The organism is Vogesella sp. XCS3 (assembly GCF_020616155.1).
GTDB lineage: Bacteria > Pseudomonadota > Gammaproteobacteria > Burkholderiales > Chromobacteriaceae > Vogesella.
Genome location: NZ_CP085530.1, coordinates 203,134 through 219,069, shown reverse-complemented (window position 1 = coordinate 219,069; position 15,936 = coordinate 203,134). Strand labels below are relative to the sequence as shown.

Below are 15,936 nucleotides of genomic sequence, written 5' to 3'. Positions count from 1 at the left end.
TACCCAGTGGCAATATCACTCAATTGCTTTGCACCACACCATTCCCGGCTGCGCCGTTGGCTTAGCCGAGCTACTCGCCAATCATCACACGTATACCATCCAGCATTTTATCATACATTTCGTGATAATTGTTATTTATCAATTCATACGGTTTAACTTCCACACCAAAACTCGACAACAATTCCATTTTGTTTTGACACTCACCTTCTTTTGCGTGAAAATATATTGAATTAATAAGATCTATTTCCATGCCAATTCTGGCGCGCTTATTTATTATCCACCACAAGTCTGTCTCACTAAAATCGGCTTTGTTGCACAAATCAGTGCTTGCGTCCGTCCGGTAGAATGACCGCATGAGCAAGCCCCTTCCTCCCAAGTACCAAACCATCAACTGGCAGTCATACAACCAGTCCCTCAAGCAACGAGGGCAGCTCCTTCTCTGGCTCGACAAAGGCATGAACTGGTTGGCACCGGCTACCGGCAGGCGGGGACGGCAGCTAACTTTTTCTGATGCTGCCATCCAGTTCTGTCTCACCATCAAATGCCTCTTTGGCCTGGCGCTACGGCAAGCCACAGGTATGGTCGAAAGTATGTTGCGCCTGGCTGGCCTTGACTGGGCCGTCCCCGACTTCAGCACGCTTTCCCGCCGCCAGAAAGACCTGCAAGTCCGCATCCCGGTACAGAAAAAGCAAGGTTGTCTGCATCTCTTGGTGGATAGCACCGGCATCAAGATGATGGGTGAAGGCGAGTGGAAGGTGAAAAAGCATGGCGCTGATTACCGCCGCCAATGGCGCAAGCTGCATCTGGGCATAGATGCGCAAACGCTGGAAATCCGGGCAATGGAAGTGACCGACAATCGCACTGGAGATGCCACGATGCTGCCAGAGCTGCTATCGCAAATTCCGGCGGGAGAGGGACTGGTAACCGTCACCACGGATGGGGCGTACGACACACGCCTATGTTACGCAGCGATTGCAGAGCGTGGGGCGGCAGCCATCATTCCCCCACGTCGAAATGGCCAATTCTGGAAAGGGAATTTACGGGGCAATCAGGCTCGCAATGAGTCGCTACGAGCGGTGAAGTATCTGGGGCGCGCGCTCTGGAAAAAGTGGAGTGGCTACCATCGCCGCAGCTTGGTCGAAACGAAGATGCACTGTTTCAAATTGCTGGCAGATCGGGTTAAGTCACGGGACTTTGACCGGCAAGTAGCGGAGCTTCAAATCTGTGCAGCGATTCTGAATCGCTTCACAGCACTGGGCACGCCGCAAACGGTCCGTATGGGATAAATCCGTCTGGGGATTGGGGTAGTTCGACCTACGGCTGATTTGTGCAACAAAGCCTTCTTTCAGCGCCGATGCAATTCCTTTTTTAATAGACATCTCATCATTAGCCTTGCTCCTACCAAGATATATTCTCTCATACACCATTGTATTTGGGAGGCCATTATCATCAAAATGGTCTTCGCCTTTTATTTTATTCAAAAGCTTATCCCAACTAATAGAATTAGGAGACACTCTATTCAAACCATTCCCAAAAAGAATAGCAGATTTTCTTTTTTTCAAACCACACCCTCCCATTGATATTTTACATACAATATATTGATAAAAATACTGTCTAGTTTTTAGCTCGTAGAAGAGATAGCCATATCTGGAACTGTCTCCAGCATCAATGTAAGCCGGTCCTTAGGCTCCCTCTATCCCCGGGTGCTCCACTGACAGCACCCTACGCAAACACTACCTTGCCCTTTCCGCACAAGGCGACACATGTTGGGCTGCGCTAGGCTCAACACCAGCCAACATCATCAGATCGTTCATCATACCCCCATGCCATAAAAAAATGGCAAGCCCGCAGGCTTGCCCTTGTTGTTACCGCTGCGCGTAGACCGGACTCGGGCATCGACCTAACCTGCTCGCGATACGACCCACTACGCGTCACGTTGGCCGCAGGGCTGCTACAGCGTGCCCACCAACAGCAGTGCGCCCGAGGCGGCGATGGCGGCGCCTAGCGCGCGCAGCAGCATGGCGCTGCGCAGCGTGCCCTGGCCGACTGCCACGCCAGCAATGTGCAGCAGCGCGCTGGCCAGCATGAAGCCGGCGGCGTAGGCGGCGCCGCTGGCGTCGGCCGGCATTTCCTGGCCGTGGGCCACACCGTGGTACAGCGCAAAGCCGGCGATGGCGGCCATGGCCAATAGGCGTGGCGGGCGCGCCAGCGCGGCCACCAGCAAGCCGCTAAGCAATACCGACAGTGCGATGCCGCTTTCCAGCCACGGCAGAGCGATACCGGCTACGCCCAGCGCCGCACCGGCAGCCAGCATCAGCACGAACAGCGCCGGGCCTTGCCAGCGCGCGTGGCCACCCAGCTGCGCCGACCACAGGCCGACGGCGAACATGGCCAGCAGGTGGTCCAGGCCGGAGAACGGGTGGCCAAAGCCGTGGACAAAACCGTCAGCGCCGTGGCCGGTGTGGGCTTGCGCCACGTTGGCCGCAGCGGCCAACAGGATAAATAGCAGGGGTTTACGCATGATGGGCTCCTTCGGCATTCAGGGTGAGCATGCCTTTTTCTTCGATGAAACGGATGATGTCGGCCAGGCCGTGGCCGCTTTTGAGATTGGAGAAGATGAACGGCCGCTCGCCGCGCATCTTGCTGGCGTCGCGGTCCATCACCTCCAGCGAGGCGCCTACCAGCGGCGCCAGGTCGATCTTGTTGATCACCAGCAGGTCGCTCTTGCAGATGCCGGGGCCGCCTTTGCGCGGGATCTTGTCGCCGGCGGACACGTCGATCACGTACAGCGTGAGGTCGGACAGCTCGGGGCTGAAGGTAGCCGCCAGGTTGTCGCCGCCGCTTTCGATGAAGATAACGTCCAGGCCAGGGTGGCGGGCATTCAGCCTCGCCACGGCTTCCAGGTTGATAGAGGCGTCTTCGCGGATGGCGGTGTGCGGGCAGCCGCCGGTTTCCACGCCGATGATGCGGTCTGGCGCCAGCGCTTCGTTGCGCACCAGAAACTGCGCGTCTTCCTGGGTGTAGATGTCGTTGGTAACCGCCGCCACGTTGTATTTGTCGCGCAGCGCCGTGCACAGCGCCCAGGTAAGGTGGGTCTTGCCGGAGCCCACCGGGCCGCCGATGCCGACGCGTAATGCTGCCTGTTTCATGCTGTGTCCTCTTTTGATCAAGACCGGAACAACCGGCTGTATTGGGTTTCGTGTTTCTGTGCCACCCAGGCGTACAGGGGGGCGAAATTGCTGATGTCGTCTTCCGGCAGCTGCCAGGCACGGGCGGCGGCGGCGGCGAGCTCCGGCAGCAGGCTGGAGATCAGGCGCTGGCCGGCGCTCTGCCCCATCGGCATGGCCTTCATCAGCACCATGATCTGGTTCTCCAGCCAGCCCCACAGCCAGGCTTCCAGCGCCTGCTCGCCCGGCAATTGCAGGCAGCGGGCGGCCAAGGCCCACGCCACCGGCAGGCTCAGCGCCTCGCCGGCCGGCCACAGGGCAGCGTCGCCGCCTTCGGGCAGGCCCAGCAGCAGCTGGCGTAGCGAGTAGCCCATCTGCGTGCTTTCCAGTACTTGCTCGCGGCTATCGCGGCTGGCCAGCAGCTGCGCGTTAAGGCGTTGCAACGCGGCCATGTCGCCGATTGCCGCCGCGCGGCAGCAGGCGGCCAACATGGCGCCATCAAATTGTGACAGCGGGCCGGCCAGCAGGTCGGCCAGCCAGTGGCGCGCCGTGGTTTCGTCGTGTACCAGGCTCAGGTCGAGCGCGGTTTCCATGCCCTGCGAGTAGCTGTAGCCGCCAATGGGCAAGCCGGGGCTGGCCAGGCGCAGCAGCTGCAGGCGGGTGGCGGTGCTGCTCATGGCTGGCCCTCGAACTGGTGGATTTTCGGCGCGTAGTGGAACGCCGCTTCCTGGCCGTGCGAATGGTGATGGCCGCCACCGTAGGCGCCGTGCTCCGGCGAAAAGCCTGCGGCCAACCTTTCCACCTGCAGGCCCATCTGCTGCAGCATGTCGGCCAGCACGTCGTCCTGCAGCAGGCGCAGCCAGCCGGCGCCGACTTCCACTTTCACGTGGCGGTTACCCAGGTGGTAGGCCGCGCGCGCCAGCGTTACCGCGTCGTGGCAGGCCACGTGCAGCAGCGGCTCGGCGGCGGCTACCACGCGCACGCAGCGGCCGTCGTCGGCCTGCAGCAAGTCGCCATCGCGCAGCGGCGGGCTGCCCGGCGGCAGCATCACGCCTACCTCTTCGCCGGCGGCGCTGCGGGTAAGCAGCCGCGTCTTGCAGCGTCGGTCAAAATCCAGCACCAGCTGGTCGGCAGGCGTGCCGCCGCTGGCGTGTTGTCGCAATACCAGCATGCTGGGCTCCTAGAACAGAAAGTAACGCTGCGCCATAGGCAGCACACTGGCCGGCTCGCACCACAGCAATTCGCCGTCGGCACGGACCTGGTAGTTTTGCGGGTCCACCTCGATCACCGGCAGGTAGTCGTTGTGGATGAGGTCGGTTTTCTGCACGCTGCGGCAGCCCTGCACCGCCACCAGCCGCTTTTTCAGCCCCAGCGCCTCGCCCACGCCGGCGGCCAGCGCCGCCTGCGACACAAAGGTGACGCTGCCGGCGGCAATGGCGCCGCCGTAGGCACCGAACATCGGCCGGTAGTGCACCGGCTGCGGCGTGGGGATGCTGGCGTTGGCGTCGCCCATCGCGGCGGCGGCGATGATGCCGCCCTTCAGGATCAGGCTGGGCTTCACGCCAAAGAACGCCGGCCGCCAGATCACCAGGTCGGCCAGCTTGCCCACCTCCACGCTGCCTACCTCGTGGGCAATGCCGTGGGTGATGGCCGGGTTGATGGTGTACTTGGCCAGGTAGCGTTTGATGCGGGCGTTGTCGTTGCTGGGGCCGTCGCCCGGCAGCGGGCCGCGCTGCTGCTTCATCTTGTCGGCGGTTTGCCAGCAGCGCAGGATGGTTTCGCCGACGCGGCCCATGGCCTGGCTGTCGGACGACATCATGGCGAAGGCACCCAGGTCGTGCAGGATGTCTTCGGCGGCGATGGTTTCGCGGCGGATGCGGCTTTCGGCAAAGGCCACGTCTTCGGCGATGGCCGGGTCCAGGTGATGGCACACCATCAGCATGTCCAGGTGCTCGTCGATGGTGTTGACGGTAAACGGCCGCGTCGGGTTGGTGGAGCTGGGCAGTACGTTACGTTGGCCGCAGGCCTTGATGATGTCCGGCGCGTGGCCGCCGCCGGCGCCTTCGGTATGGTAGGTGTGGATGGTGCGGCCCTTGAACGCCGCCAGCGTGGCCTCGATAAAGCCGCCTTCGTTCAGCGTGTCGGTATGGATGGCCACCTGCACGTCCATCTCGTCGGCCACGCTCAGGCAGTTGTCGATGGCGGCCGGCGTGGTGCCCCAGTCTTCGTGCAGCTTCAGGCCGATGGCGCCGGCGCGTACCTGTTCGCGCAGCGGCTCCGGCAGGCTGGCGTTGCCCTTGCCGGTAAAGCCTAGGTTCATCGGAAACGCCTCGGCCGCTTTCAGCATCTGCGCCATATGCCACGGCCCCGGCGTGCAGGTGGTGGCATTGGTGCCGGTGGCCGGGCCGGTGCCGCCGCCAATCATGGTGGTGACGCCGGACATCAGCGCTTCGTCGATCTGCTGCGGGCAGATGAAGTGGATGTGGGTGTCGATGCCGCCAGCAGTGACGATCATGCCCTCGGCGGCGATGATCTCGGTGGAGGCGCCGATCACGATGTCCACGCCAGGCTGAATGTCCGGGTTGCCGGCCTTGCCGATGGCGGCGATGCGGCCGTTTTTCAGCGCAATATCGGCCTTCACGATGCCCCAGTGGTCCAGGATCAGCGCGTTGGTCAGCACCGTGTCGGCCACCTCGGCCGCCAGTGCCTGGCTCTGGCCCATGCCGTCACGGATGACCTTGCCACCGCCGAATTTCACCTCTTCACCGTACACGGTGTAATCGTGCTCCACCTCGGCCAGCAAGCCGGTGTCGGCCAGCCGCACGCGGTCGCCGGTGGTGGGGCCGAACATCTCGGCGTATGCCTGTCTGCTGATTTTCATAATGCCCCCATTACCTTGCCCTGAAAGCCGTACACACGGCGCAAACCCGCCAGCGCCACCAGTTCCACGGTGCGCGTCTGGCCCGGCTCGAAACGCACGGCGGTGCCGGCCGCGATGTTCAGCCGGAAGCCGCGCGCCGCGTCGCGGTCGAACAGCAGCGCGTTGTTGACCTCGGCAAAGTGGTAGTGCGAGCCCACCTGCACCGGGCGGTCGCCGCTATTGGCCACGGTTAGCGTCAGCGTGGCGCGGCCAACGTTGAGCTCGATCTCGCCGGCAGCGGCGAGTGTTTCCCCTGGAATCATGGCGGCTCCTAAACAATGGGTTGATGCACGGTCACCAGCTTGGTGCCGTCGGGAAAGGTAGCTTCTACCTGGATATCCGGAATCATCTCCGGTATGCCGTCCATCACGTCGTGGCGGGTTAGCAGCGTGGTGCCGTAGTGCATCAGCGCGGCTACGCTCTGGCCGTCGCGCGCCCCTTCCATGATGGCGGCGCTGATAAAGGCTACCGCCTCGGGGTAGTTCAGCTTCAGGCCGCGCGCGCGGCGGCGTTCGGCCAGCAAGGCGGCGGTAAAGATCAGCAGCTTGTCCTTCTCGCGGGGGGTCAGTTCCATGGTTGTATTGCCTCGGTATCAGGTAGCCCAGATGCGCGGTGCGTGCGCCGGGCGGCCGTGGGTAAAGGGGTGGATCAGGTGGCGCGCGGCGCGCAGCCAGGCCAGCGCCGCCTCGGCACCGTCGCCGACAAAGCGCGCCAGCCACACGTCGTCCAGCTGGCTGGCGGCGGCCTGGCCGGCCAGCGGCAGCGCCAGTACCGCGTCGTGCAATTCGGCCGGCAGCGCCGGCCCGGCCCACAACAGCGTGGCCACTACGCTATGGCCCGCCAGGCCCACCGGCGAGTGCAGCAGGTGGCTGTCGGCCGGCAGCACGGTGCGCTCGCTGTAGATCAAGCGACCGTCGCGGTAGATGTCGGCCTGCTGGCGCCAGCAGCCGCAGTGGTACAAAAGGTTGGCCGCAGGGCGACCCAGGCACACTACGTCGCCCCACAGCAGGCGGGCATCGCCGGCCAGTTGGGCGCAGCTGGCAAAACGCACGTCGGCACCATCGAACAGGATGGTTTCCTGCGGCAGCCACGCCAGTACGCTGCCGCTAGCCTGGCGGATGCTGATGTGCTGCCGCGCCTGTCGGCCAAAGCCGTCGTACCACTTGGCGGCACCGGGGCTGGTGAGCAGTACCTCGCAGCCGGCCTGCAGCGCGATGTCCAGCGTCAGGCTATCGCCGCCGGCCACGCCACCCGGCGGGTGCACGATGATGTGTTCACAGCTGCCGTCGGCACCGATAAAGTGCTTCTGCACCCGTAGCGGGCCGCTATGGCGGCGCAGCACCGGAATGGTGCGGGCGCCGTCGCGGGCGTAAGCCAGCTGCAGGCTGGCAGGCCAGCCTTGCAGCAGGGACGGGGGAAGCAGCGCGGCAACAGCGTCGGGTTTCATCGGGCAGGTTGGGGGAAAGTCGAATCGATAACGGTATTGCAAGCCCCGTGCCAGTGCATGACACGGGGCGGGTGAGGCACTAGATCGCCAGCAACTCGCGCACGCCGTCCTGCGGCATGGCCTTGCCCTGCCCGGCCTTGATCACCTCGCCGCGCGACATCACCACGTAGCGGTCGGCCAGCGCCTCGGCAAAGTCGTAGTACTGCTCTACCAGCAAGATGGCCATGTCGCCGCGTGCGGCCAACCTTTTGATCACGGCGCCGATGTCCTTGATGATGGACGGCTGGATGCCCTCGGTCGGCTCGTCCAGAATCAGCAGGCTGGGCTGGCTGACCAGCGCACGACCGATGGCCAGCTGTTGCTGCTGGCCGCCGGACAAGTCGCCGCCGCGGCGGTGCTTCATGTCGTGCAGCACCGGAAACATCTCGTACACGCTGGCCGGAATCTCGCGCCCCTGGCGGCCGCCAAAGCGCGCCAGCCCCATCTTCAGGTTTTCTTCCACCGTGAGCCGGGCAAAGATCTCGCGCCCCTGCGGCACGTAGGCCATGCCGCGCGCCACGCGCTGGTGCGGCGCCAGGCGCTGGATGTCCTCGCCCTGCCACGCTACCGCGCCGCTCTTGGCGGCGATCTGCCCCATCAGGCAGCGCAGCAGCGTGCTCTTGCCCACGCCGTTGCGGCCCAGGATGCAGGTGACCTCGCCAACCGGCGCCTCGAACGCCACGTCGCGCAGGATGTGGCTGCCGCCGTAAAACTGGTTGAGTTTGTCCACTTTCAGCATGATTCAGCGCCCCAGATACACTTCGATTACCCGCTCGTCGGCCTGCACCTGCGCCAGGCTGCCCTCAGCCAGCACGCTGCCTTCGGCCAATACCGTTACCTTCTGCGCGATGCTGCCGACAAAGTCCATGTCGTGCTCCACCACCATCAGCGAGTGCTGGCCTTTCAGCGTCAGCAGCAGCTCGGCGGTTTTTTCGGTCTCGGCGTCGGTCATGCCGGCCACCGGCTCGTCCAGCAGCAAGAGTTGCGGCTCCTGCGCCAGCAGCATGCCGATTTCCAGCCACTGCTTCTGGCCGTGCGACAGCAGGCCAGCCTGGCGCTGGTGCTGGTCGGTGAGGCGGATGGTGGCCAGCAGCTCGCCAATGCGGTCGCGCTGTGTACCGGTGAGCCGCGAGCGCAGGCTGGCCCATACCGATTTATTGCCGGCCAGCGCCAGCGCCAGGTTGTCGTGCACGCTCATCGCCTCGAACACGGTGGGTTTCTGGAACTTGCGGCCGATGCCCAGCTGGGCGATTTCCGGCTCGGTATGGCGCGTGAGGTCGATGGTCTGGCCAAAAAACACGCTGCCGCTATCGGGGCGGGTCTTGCCGGTGATGACGTCCATCATGGTGGTCTTGCCGGCGCCATTGGGGCCGATGATGCAGCGCAGCTCGCCCACGCCGATGTCCAGCGTCAGTTTGTTCAGCGCACGGAAGCCGTCAAAGCTGACGGTCACGTCGTCCAGGTACAGGATGGCGCCGTGGCGGGTGTCCAGCTTGCCGTCTACCGGGTGCGCCAGGCCACGGGCCTCGCCTTCCCAGTTTTCACGCTGGCTTTGGGTAGTAGATGCGGCCGACATTAGCGGTCCCCTTTCTTGCGCAGCAGGCCCAGCACGCCGTTGGGCAACAGCAGCGTGGCAGCGATAAACAGAAAGCCCAGGAAGAACAGCCAGTACTCGGGAAACGCCACCGTGAACCAGCTCTTGGCGCCGTTGACGATGGCAGCACCCAGCACCGGGCCGACCAGCGTGCCGCGCCCGCCCAGCGCCACCCAGATGGCGATTTCGATGGAGTTGCCCGGCGACATTTCGCTGGGGTTGATGATGCCCACCTGCGGCACGTACAAGGCACCGGCCAGCGCGCACAACACTGCCGACAGCACCCAGATCGCCAGCTTGTAGTACAGCGGGTTGTAGCCGCAGAACATCAGCCGGCTTTCGGCATCGCGGATGGCGGTGAGGATGCGGCCGAACTTGCTGTGCACCAGCCAGAACGCGCCCCACAAGGCCAGCGCCAGCAGCAGCACGGTGGCAGCAAACAGCACGGCGCGAGTAGCTGGCTCGGCAATGCCGAAACCGAGGATGCGCTTGAAGTCGGTAAAGCCGTTGTTGCCGCCAAAGCCGGTTTCGTTGCGGAAGAACAGCAACATGGCGGCAAAGGTCAGCGCTTGGGTCATGATGGAGAAGTACACGCCCTTGATGCGCGAGCGGAACGCCAGCCAGCCGAACACCAGCGCCAGCAGGCCCGGCACCAGCACGATCACCAGCAGCGCCCAGGCAAAGTGCTCGCTGCCCTGCCAGAACCACGGCAGTTCTTTCCAGTCCAGGAACACCATGAAATCGGGCAGGTCGCTCTGGTAATTGCCGTCACGGCCGATCTGGCGCATCAGGTACATGCCCATGCCGTAACCGCCCAGCGCAAAGAACAGGCCGTGACCCAGGCTGAGCAGGCCAGTGTAGCCCCACACTAGGTCCATGGCCAGCGCCACGATGGCGTAGCACAGGATCTTGCCGGTGAGGGTGAGCGTGTACGCCGACACGTGCAGTGCATGGCCTTCCGGCAGCGCCCAGTGCCCCAGCGGCAACAGCAGCAGCAAGCCCAGCAGCAGGCCCAGGCCCAGTGTGGTGGCACGCGGCCCGGCCGCTGCGGCCAACTTGAGAGAGTAAGGTTGTGACATGGCAGGCCTCAGTCAAGCACGCGGCCCTTCAGGGCAAACAAGCCCTGCGGACGCTTCTGGATAAACAGGATGATGAACACCAGGATCAGGATCTTGGCCAGCACGGCACCCAGCGACGGCTCGATCACCTTGGCCAGCATGCCCAGGCCCAGCGCACCGGCCACGGTACCGGCCAGCTGCCCTACCCCGCCCAGCACCACCACCATGAAGCTGTCGATGATGTAGCCCTGGCCTAGGTCCGGCCCCACGTTGCCGATCTGGCTCAGCGCCACGCCGCCCAGCCCGGCAATGCCGGAACCCAGGCCAAAGGCCAGCATGTCCACGCGGCCGGTGGGCACGCCCACGCTGTCGGCCATGCGGCGGTTCTGGGTAACAGCGCGCACGAACAGGCCCAGCCGGGTACGGTTCAGCAGCAGCCAGGTCAGCACCAGCACGCTGGCCACAAAAGCGATGATGGCCAGCCGGTTGTACGGCAGTGTCAGCGTGGTGGACAGCGCAATGCCGCCGGACAGCCACGCCGGGTTGGCCACCTCCACGTTTTGCGCGCCAAACGCCACGCGTACCGCCTGCATCAGCATCAGGCTGATACCCCAGGTGGCGAGCAGCGTTTCCAGCGGGCGGCCGTACAGGTGGCGGATCACCAGCCGCTCCAGCAGCATGCCTACCGCAGCGGTGACGACGAAGGCCGCCGGCAATGCCGCCAGCAGGTAGTAATCGAACGCCGCCGGCCACTGGCTGCGGAACAGGTTCTGCATCAGCCAGGTGGTATAGGCGCCCAGCATCAGCATCTCGCCGTGCGCCATATTGATGACGCCCAGCAGGCCGTAGGTAATGGCCAGCCCCAGCGCGGCCAACAGCAGGATGGAGCCCAGGCTGATACCGCTGAACAGGTGGCCGATGAGGTTGTAGCCAAACTGCGTGGCCTTGATGCTGGCGATGGCGTCGCCGGCAGCGCGGCGCACGTCGGCGTTTTCTTGCGGGTTGTCCGCCAGCGGCTGCAGCAGCGTCAGCAGGCCGGGGTCGCTGGCTTCACCCAGCACGGCAATGGCGGCCAACTTGTCGGCGGTGGACGGCCCGCCCAGTTGCAGCGTGGCAGCAGCCAGACGCAGCGCGTCGCGCACGCTGTCGTCGGTTTCGATCTGCAGCCGCTTTTGCAGCAGTGGCAACAGCGCAGGGTTGGCCGCGTCCTGGATGGCCTTGACGGCGTTCAGCCGTCCGCCGCTATCCAGCGCGTTCAGCCCGCTGGCGGCGTGGAAGGTTTGCAGCGCGCTGCGCACGCTGTTATTCAGCGGCACGCTGTCGGTGCCATCGGGCACGCTGTCTACCGGCTGGCCGCTGTCGGCGTCCAGCCACAATTCACCTTGCTGCACAAAGAAACGGGTAGCGTCCGGGTCGGCCAGCAGGCGGCCTTCTTCCAGCGCCGCCACCGCTGCGGAGTGCGCAGCGGTGGGGTTGGCGGCCCAGCTGGCGATCAACTCGGCGCGGCCTGCCGGGTCGGCAGCCGCCAGCTCGGCGGCGGGGCTGGCGGCAAAAGCCGGTGCCCACAGCAGGCTGCATGCCAGTATGGCCATCAGGTACTTGAGCTTGTTCATGGTGGGGGTCCTTGCAAAAAAACGGGCTGCACTGGGCAGCCCGGGAAATACCGCAGCCTGGCTGGCAACCGGCCAGTGGCAGTGGCCAGCCAGCAGCTACGGCGATCAGGACTTGGTTTTCACCGGGGTGTCCGGCTTTTTGTCGTTGCCGGGGATGAACGGGCTCCACGGCTGGGCGCGGATCGGGCCTTTGGTTTTCCATACCACCGAGAACTGGCCGTTGGGCTGTACTTCGCCGATCATCACCGGCTTGTGCAGGTGGTGGTTTTTCTCGTCCATCTTCAGCGTGTAGCCGGACGGCGCCTTGAAGCTGATGCCGGCCATGGCCTTGCTGACGGCGGCTACGTCGGTGGTGCCGGCTTTCTTCACCGCCTCGGCCCACATATTGATGCCCACGTAGGTGGCTTCCATCGGGTCGTTGGTCACCAGCTTGTCGGCGCCGCTCATGCCCTTCTTGGCAGCCCAGGCCTTGTAGGCGGCGATCCACTTGCTGTTCACCGGGTTCTTCACGCTCATGAAGTAGTTCCAGGCGGCCAGGTGGCCCAGCAGCGGCTTGGTGTCGATACCCTTGAGCTCTTCTTCACCCACCGAGAACGCCACCACCGGCACGTCGGTGGCTTTCAGGCCCTGGTTGCCCAGTTCCTTGTAGAACGGCACGTTGGAGTCGCCGTTGATGGTGGAGATAACGGCGGTCTTGCCACCGGCGGCAAACTTCTTGATGTTGCCGACAATGGTCTGGTAATCGCTGTGGCCGAACGGGGTGTACACCTCCTGGATGTCGCTATCTTTCACGCCTTTGGATTTGAGGAAGGCACGCAGGATCTTGTTGGTGGTGCGCGGGTACACGTAGTCGGTACCCAGCAGGAAGTAGCGCTTGGCGGCCCCGCCTTCCTTGCTCATCAGGTATTCCACCGCCGGGATGGCTTGCTGGTTCGGCGCGGCGCCGGTGTAGAACACATTGGGCGACAGCTCTTCACCCTCGTACTGCACCGGGTAGAACAGCAGGCCGTTTAGCTCTTCGTATACCGGCAGTACCGACTTGCGCGATACCGAGGTCCAACAGCCGAAGGTGACGGCTACCTTGTCGCGGGTCAGCAGCTGGCGCGCCTTTTCGGCAAACAGCGGCCAGTTGGACGCCGGGTCTACCACCACCGGCTCCAGCTTCTTGCCCAGCACGCCGCCCTTGGCGTTGATTTCGTCGATGGCGAACAGCGCCATGTCCTTGAGCGAGGTTTCCGAAATGGCCATGGTGCCGGACAGCGAGTGCAGCACCCCCACCTTGATGGTGTCGGCGGCATGAGCCTGCGCGCTGAAACCAGCGGCCAGCAGCGATAGCGTGAGAACAGAAGACTTCAGAACGAGACGGCGAGTGGTCATGGCAAAGCTCCCTGATGGACAGTTGGTTTTGTTGCAGTGCAGGGCCAGATTACGGTACTACCCGCTACGCAGGAATACGTCAAATAGCGTACACGCTGCAATGCAACATAAACCCATCACCACCGTGCCGTCATGCACACGCGCATGACACCACCTCGCCATAAAATCTATAAATATCTGTTTTTAAAGAAACTATCCAACACCGTACTATCCAACAGCAATACGGTTGCATACATGAATAAAGGAGACATCATGCATACCATTTTGGTGATAGCAGGCGGGATGGTTTTGCTACTGTGCGGCCAACTACTAGCCCGTTTTACCGGCATCACCAGCCAGACGCAGGCAGCCTTGTATTTTGTGCCGCTCTGGCTACTGATCACCTCCGACGATATGTGGGCCGGGGTACAAGATGCCGGCCATAGCCTGATGGAGGAGCTACCCACCTTTCTGCTGGTTTTTACCGTACCGTCCCTGCTGGCGCTGGCACTATGGCGCCGGCTACGCTACTGAGCCGCCATGTGCCGCGAACCGGCCACGCCTCCCCAAGGCATAATTGGCCAAGCAAAAGCCCCCTGTTGTTAAGGGGGCTTTTGCTTGGCTAGCCGGACAGGCCGGCAAATAGGCATATGGCTGCCTGGCAGCCCGGTGGCAGCCTCATCGTGGGGCAATGGACCAGCTTGCTTCACAACACCCGCGGTGGCATCAGCAGCACCATCTTGCCCCCCGCCAGCCCCCATTCCCCCAGGCGATGCGCCTCGGCCGCATCAGCCATGGGCAAGGTACGAGCGACCTCAACACGTAGCTGGCATGCCAGCAAAGTGGCCAACACATTGCCACGTGGCTGGGTCATGACCAACCCGGCACGCACGCCTGCCTGCTGCGCACGCTCCTGCGAGGGCGCCATGCTGGTGGCCAGTAACAGCCCCCCGGCCTGCAGGGTGCACCATGAAGCGTCCTGTACTTCGCCACCAATGGTATCCAGCACCACATCCATGCCTCGCAATGGCAAGGCGGCGCGGCCATCGCGATAATCCAGTACCTCATCAGCGCCTAATGCTTTTACGCGTGCAGTACGGTTGGCACTCGCCATCGCCACGACATAGGCACCAAGCTGCTTGGCCAGCTGTACCGCTACCCCGCCTACCGCCCCCGCAGCACCATGTATCAGCACGCTGTTGCCAGGCTGGAGGCGCGCCATGTCTACCAGCGCAGTCCAGGCTGCCTGCCCCGGTGTGGGCAGTGCTGCCGCATCGACAAACGATAGCCCGGGCGGAATACATGCCGCCTGTGTCGCGGGCACCACAACGTATTCGGCATAGGTACCGTCTTGCACGGTATTAGCGTAAAAACATACGCGGTCCTCCAGCGAAAAGCCTTGTACCCGGCCACCCAGGGCCACTACCACGCCTGCGGCATCCAGCCCCGGGGTAAATGGCAGGGGTTTGTCCAGCGTGCCCGCCATGGCACCGGCTCGCAGCTTCCAGTCCAGCGGGTTGATACCGGCAGCCACGACGCGCACCAGCAGGTCGCCAGGGCCGCAGTCCGGTATGGGTACATCGGTCAGTTGCAGGACTTCGGGGCCACCGTAGGCAAAGATTCGGATCGCTTTCATATTTCCTCCGGAAGTCATCCGCTGTTTTGCGGCCAGTGTGCGTGAAAGCGATTCTTGCATTTAAAGAACAAAGTTAGATAAATTATCCATATATGAAAGAAAAGAGACAGTTTCACCACACTCCCTCTCTGGACGATATGGTTCTGTTTGTCGAGGTGGTGCGCACAGGCAGCTTTCACCGTGCCGCACAGCTGCTGGACATGCCCGGTGCGACCCTGTCGCGCCGTATTGCCGCCATGGAAAAACGCCTGGGCGTGCGCTTGCTGGAGCGCACCACGCGCCGCGTGGCGCTAAGCGAATGCGCGCGGCCTTTTTTCGAGCGCTGCGCGGTACTGGTGGACGAGGCAAGACAGGCAGAGTCGCTACTGCAAAGCCAGCAAGCCATGGCGGCGGGGAAACTGCACGTACGGATAGCGCCTGATATCGCCGTGCTATGGGTAGGCCCGCTGCTGGCGGAATTCACTCGGCTGCACCCGGATATCACGCTGGATCTGGACTTGAACAGCACAGTAGACGAGCAAGGCGATTGCCAGCCAGACCTGACCATCCGCCAGGGCAGCAGCCGCCCCGCCGGCCGGCAGGTGTGGGCACTCGCCACCCTCACACAGGGCCTGTTTGCCGCGCCGGCCTATCTGGCAAGGCATATGGCCCCCCTGGCACCCGCCGAGCTGGCCACACACGACTGTCTGCACCAGCGCGGGCAGGGGCAATGGACACTGCGCCAGGCGGGCAAGCCACAACAGCCCTTGCTTGGCGGGCGAGTTGGCCTGAATGATCTGGGCCTGATGCGTACACTGGCGGAGCAAGGCGTGGGTATCGCCATGCTGCCCAAACAGCTGACGCAGGAAGCGGTACGTAGTGGCCGGCTGGTTGCCGTACTACCCTACTGGGAATGCCCGTCGCTCACCCTGGTCGCCCTGGCGGCCAACGACACGCCTACCCCCCTGGCCGTGGCGCTGCGCGATTTTCTGGCCAGCCGCCTGGCGCTGGACTAGGCTTTGTCAAACCATGCAGGCAGGGATCGCCCTGCTGCGCCCGGTTTTTCGCGCATTGCCACCGACTGACAAGCGCCGCCGTATCAAAAATAGCGTAAACAGGCCCTAGCT

General features: G+C 63.4%; 17 protein-coding genes and 1 pseudogene. 3 read left to right on the top strand and 15 right to left on the bottom strand.

All coding sequences use genetic code 11. The features are described from left to right. Nucleotides 1-70 precede the first annotated feature (70 nt). Nucleotides 71-355 (bottom strand): hypothetical protein, encoded by a 285-nt coding sequence (locus LCH97_RS01110; protein WP_227302982.1) that lies wholly within the window; start codon nucleotides 353-355, stop codon nucleotides 71-73. Here LCH97_RS01110 and LCH97_RS01105 point away from each other — a divergent pair. Next, the gene (locus tag LCH97_RS01105; RefSeq protein ID WP_227301451.1) at nucleotides 354-1,286 is read left to right on the top strand and encodes an IS5 family transposase; all 933 of its coding nucleotides are present in this window, start codon (nucleotides 354-356) and stop codon (nucleotides 1,284-1,286) included. The genes LCH97_RS01110 and LCH97_RS01105 overlap by 2 nt on opposite strands. A 665-nt stretch (nucleotides 1,287-1,951) precedes the next feature. On the opposite strand, the gene LCH97_RS01100 is transcribed toward LCH97_RS01105, so the two are convergent. The 13 genes and pseudogenes from LCH97_RS01100 to urtA all read right to left on the bottom strand — a co-directional run. Next, on the bottom strand, nucleotides 1,952-2,521 hold the full coding sequence (locus LCH97_RS01100; RefSeq protein ID WP_227302981.1) for a HupE/UreJ family protein: 570 nt from the start codon (nucleotides 2,519-2,521) through the stop codon (nucleotides 1,952-1,954). Further along, the gene (ureG, locus tag LCH97_RS01095; RefSeq protein WP_017508886.1) at nucleotides 2,514-3,149 is read right to left on the bottom strand and encodes an urease accessory protein UreG; all 636 of its coding nucleotides are present in this window, start codon (nucleotides 3,147-3,149) and stop codon (nucleotides 2,514-2,516) included. Before ureG ends, LCH97_RS01100 begins: the two co-directional genes overlap by 8 nt. 17 nt (nucleotides 3,150-3,166) lie before the next feature. Further along, a complete protein-coding gene (locus LCH97_RS01090) occupies nucleotides 3,167-3,844 on the bottom strand; it encodes an urease accessory protein UreF (RefSeq protein WP_227302980.1) in 678 nt (225 codons plus the stop codon). Continuing rightward, nucleotides 3,841-4,338, bottom strand: a complete 498-nt coding sequence (gene ureE / locus LCH97_RS01085; RefSeq protein WP_227302979.1) for an urease accessory protein UreE — start codon at nucleotides 4,336-4,338, stop codon at nucleotides 3,841-3,843. The genes LCH97_RS01090 and ureE overlap by 4 nt, the downstream gene beginning before the upstream one ends. A 9-nt stretch (nucleotides 4,339-4,347) precedes the next feature. Further along, the gene (gene ureC / locus LCH97_RS01080; RefSeq protein ID WP_304956723.1) at nucleotides 4,348-6,048 is read right to left on the bottom strand and encodes an urease subunit alpha; all 1,701 of its coding nucleotides are present in this window, start codon (nucleotides 6,046-6,048) and stop codon (nucleotides 4,348-4,350) included. Beyond that, nucleotides 6,045-6,350, bottom strand: a complete 306-nt coding sequence (locus tag LCH97_RS01075; RefSeq protein ID WP_227302978.1) for an urease subunit beta — start codon at nucleotides 6,348-6,350, stop codon at nucleotides 6,045-6,047. Before LCH97_RS01075 ends, ureC begins: the two co-directional genes overlap by 4 nt. 8 nt (nucleotides 6,351-6,358) lie before the next feature. Next, the gene (locus LCH97_RS01070) at nucleotides 6,359-6,661 is read right to left on the bottom strand and encodes an urease subunit gamma (protein ID WP_147685786.1); all 303 of its coding nucleotides are present in this window, start codon (nucleotides 6,659-6,661) and stop codon (nucleotides 6,359-6,361) included. An 18-nt stretch (nucleotides 6,662-6,679) separates the two neighbouring features. Next, the gene (locus tag LCH97_RS01065) at nucleotides 6,680-7,534 is read right to left on the bottom strand and encodes an urease accessory protein UreD (RefSeq protein WP_227302977.1); all 855 of its coding nucleotides are present in this window, start codon (nucleotides 7,532-7,534) and stop codon (nucleotides 6,680-6,682) included. A 79-nt stretch (nucleotides 7,535-7,613) separates the two neighbouring features. Further along, nucleotides 7,614-8,312: an urea ABC transporter ATP-binding subunit UrtE gene (gene urtE, locus LCH97_RS01060; RefSeq protein WP_144372009.1), complete on the bottom strand. Its 699-nt coding sequence runs from the start codon at nucleotides 8,310-8,312 to the stop codon at nucleotides 7,614-7,616. Nucleotides 8,313-8,315: 3 nt separating this feature from the next. Then, on the bottom strand, nucleotides 8,316-9,149 hold the full coding sequence (gene urtD, locus LCH97_RS01055) for an urea ABC transporter ATP-binding protein UrtD (RefSeq protein ID WP_227302976.1): 834 nt from the start codon (nucleotides 9,147-9,149) through the stop codon (nucleotides 8,316-8,318). Next, nucleotides 9,149-10,246, bottom strand: a complete 1,098-nt coding sequence (gene urtC / locus LCH97_RS01050) for an urea ABC transporter permease subunit UrtC (protein ID WP_144372011.1) — start codon at nucleotides 10,244-10,246, stop codon at nucleotides 9,149-9,151. The genes urtD and urtC overlap by 1 nt, the downstream gene beginning before the upstream one ends. A gap of 8 nt (nucleotides 10,247-10,254) precedes the next feature. Continuing rightward, nucleotides 10,255-11,838 (bottom strand): urea ABC transporter permease subunit UrtB, encoded by a 1,584-nt coding sequence (gene urtB / locus LCH97_RS01045; RefSeq protein WP_227302975.1) that lies wholly within the window; start codon nucleotides 11,836-11,838, stop codon nucleotides 10,255-10,257. Between the two features lie 105 nt (nucleotides 11,839-11,943). Next, nucleotides 11,944-13,134, bottom strand: a pseudogene (gene urtA / locus LCH97_RS01040) (urea ABC transporter substrate-binding protein); the annotation flags it as partial. A 333-nt stretch (nucleotides 13,135-13,467) separates the two neighbouring features. On the opposite strand from urtA, the gene LCH97_RS01035 reads away from it, so the two are divergent. Next, entirely contained in the window at nucleotides 13,468-13,728 is a 261-nt protein-coding gene (locus LCH97_RS01035) for a hypothetical protein (RefSeq protein ID WP_227302973.1), read from the top strand. Between the two features lie 172 nt (nucleotides 13,729-13,900). Here the strand turns inward: LCH97_RS01035 and LCH97_RS01030 are convergent, their stop codons facing one another. Continuing rightward, nucleotides 13,901-14,830: an NADP-dependent oxidoreductase gene (locus LCH97_RS01030; protein ID WP_227302972.1), complete on the bottom strand. Its 930-nt coding sequence runs from the start codon at nucleotides 14,828-14,830 to the stop codon at nucleotides 13,901-13,903. 92 nt (nucleotides 14,831-14,922) lie between these two features. On the opposite strand from LCH97_RS01030, the gene LCH97_RS01025 reads away from it, so the two are divergent. Beyond that, a complete protein-coding gene (locus tag LCH97_RS01025; RefSeq protein ID WP_227302971.1) occupies nucleotides 14,923-15,825 on the top strand; it encodes a LysR family transcriptional regulator in 903 nt (300 codons plus the stop codon). Nucleotides 15,826-15,936 lie beyond the last annotated feature (111 nt).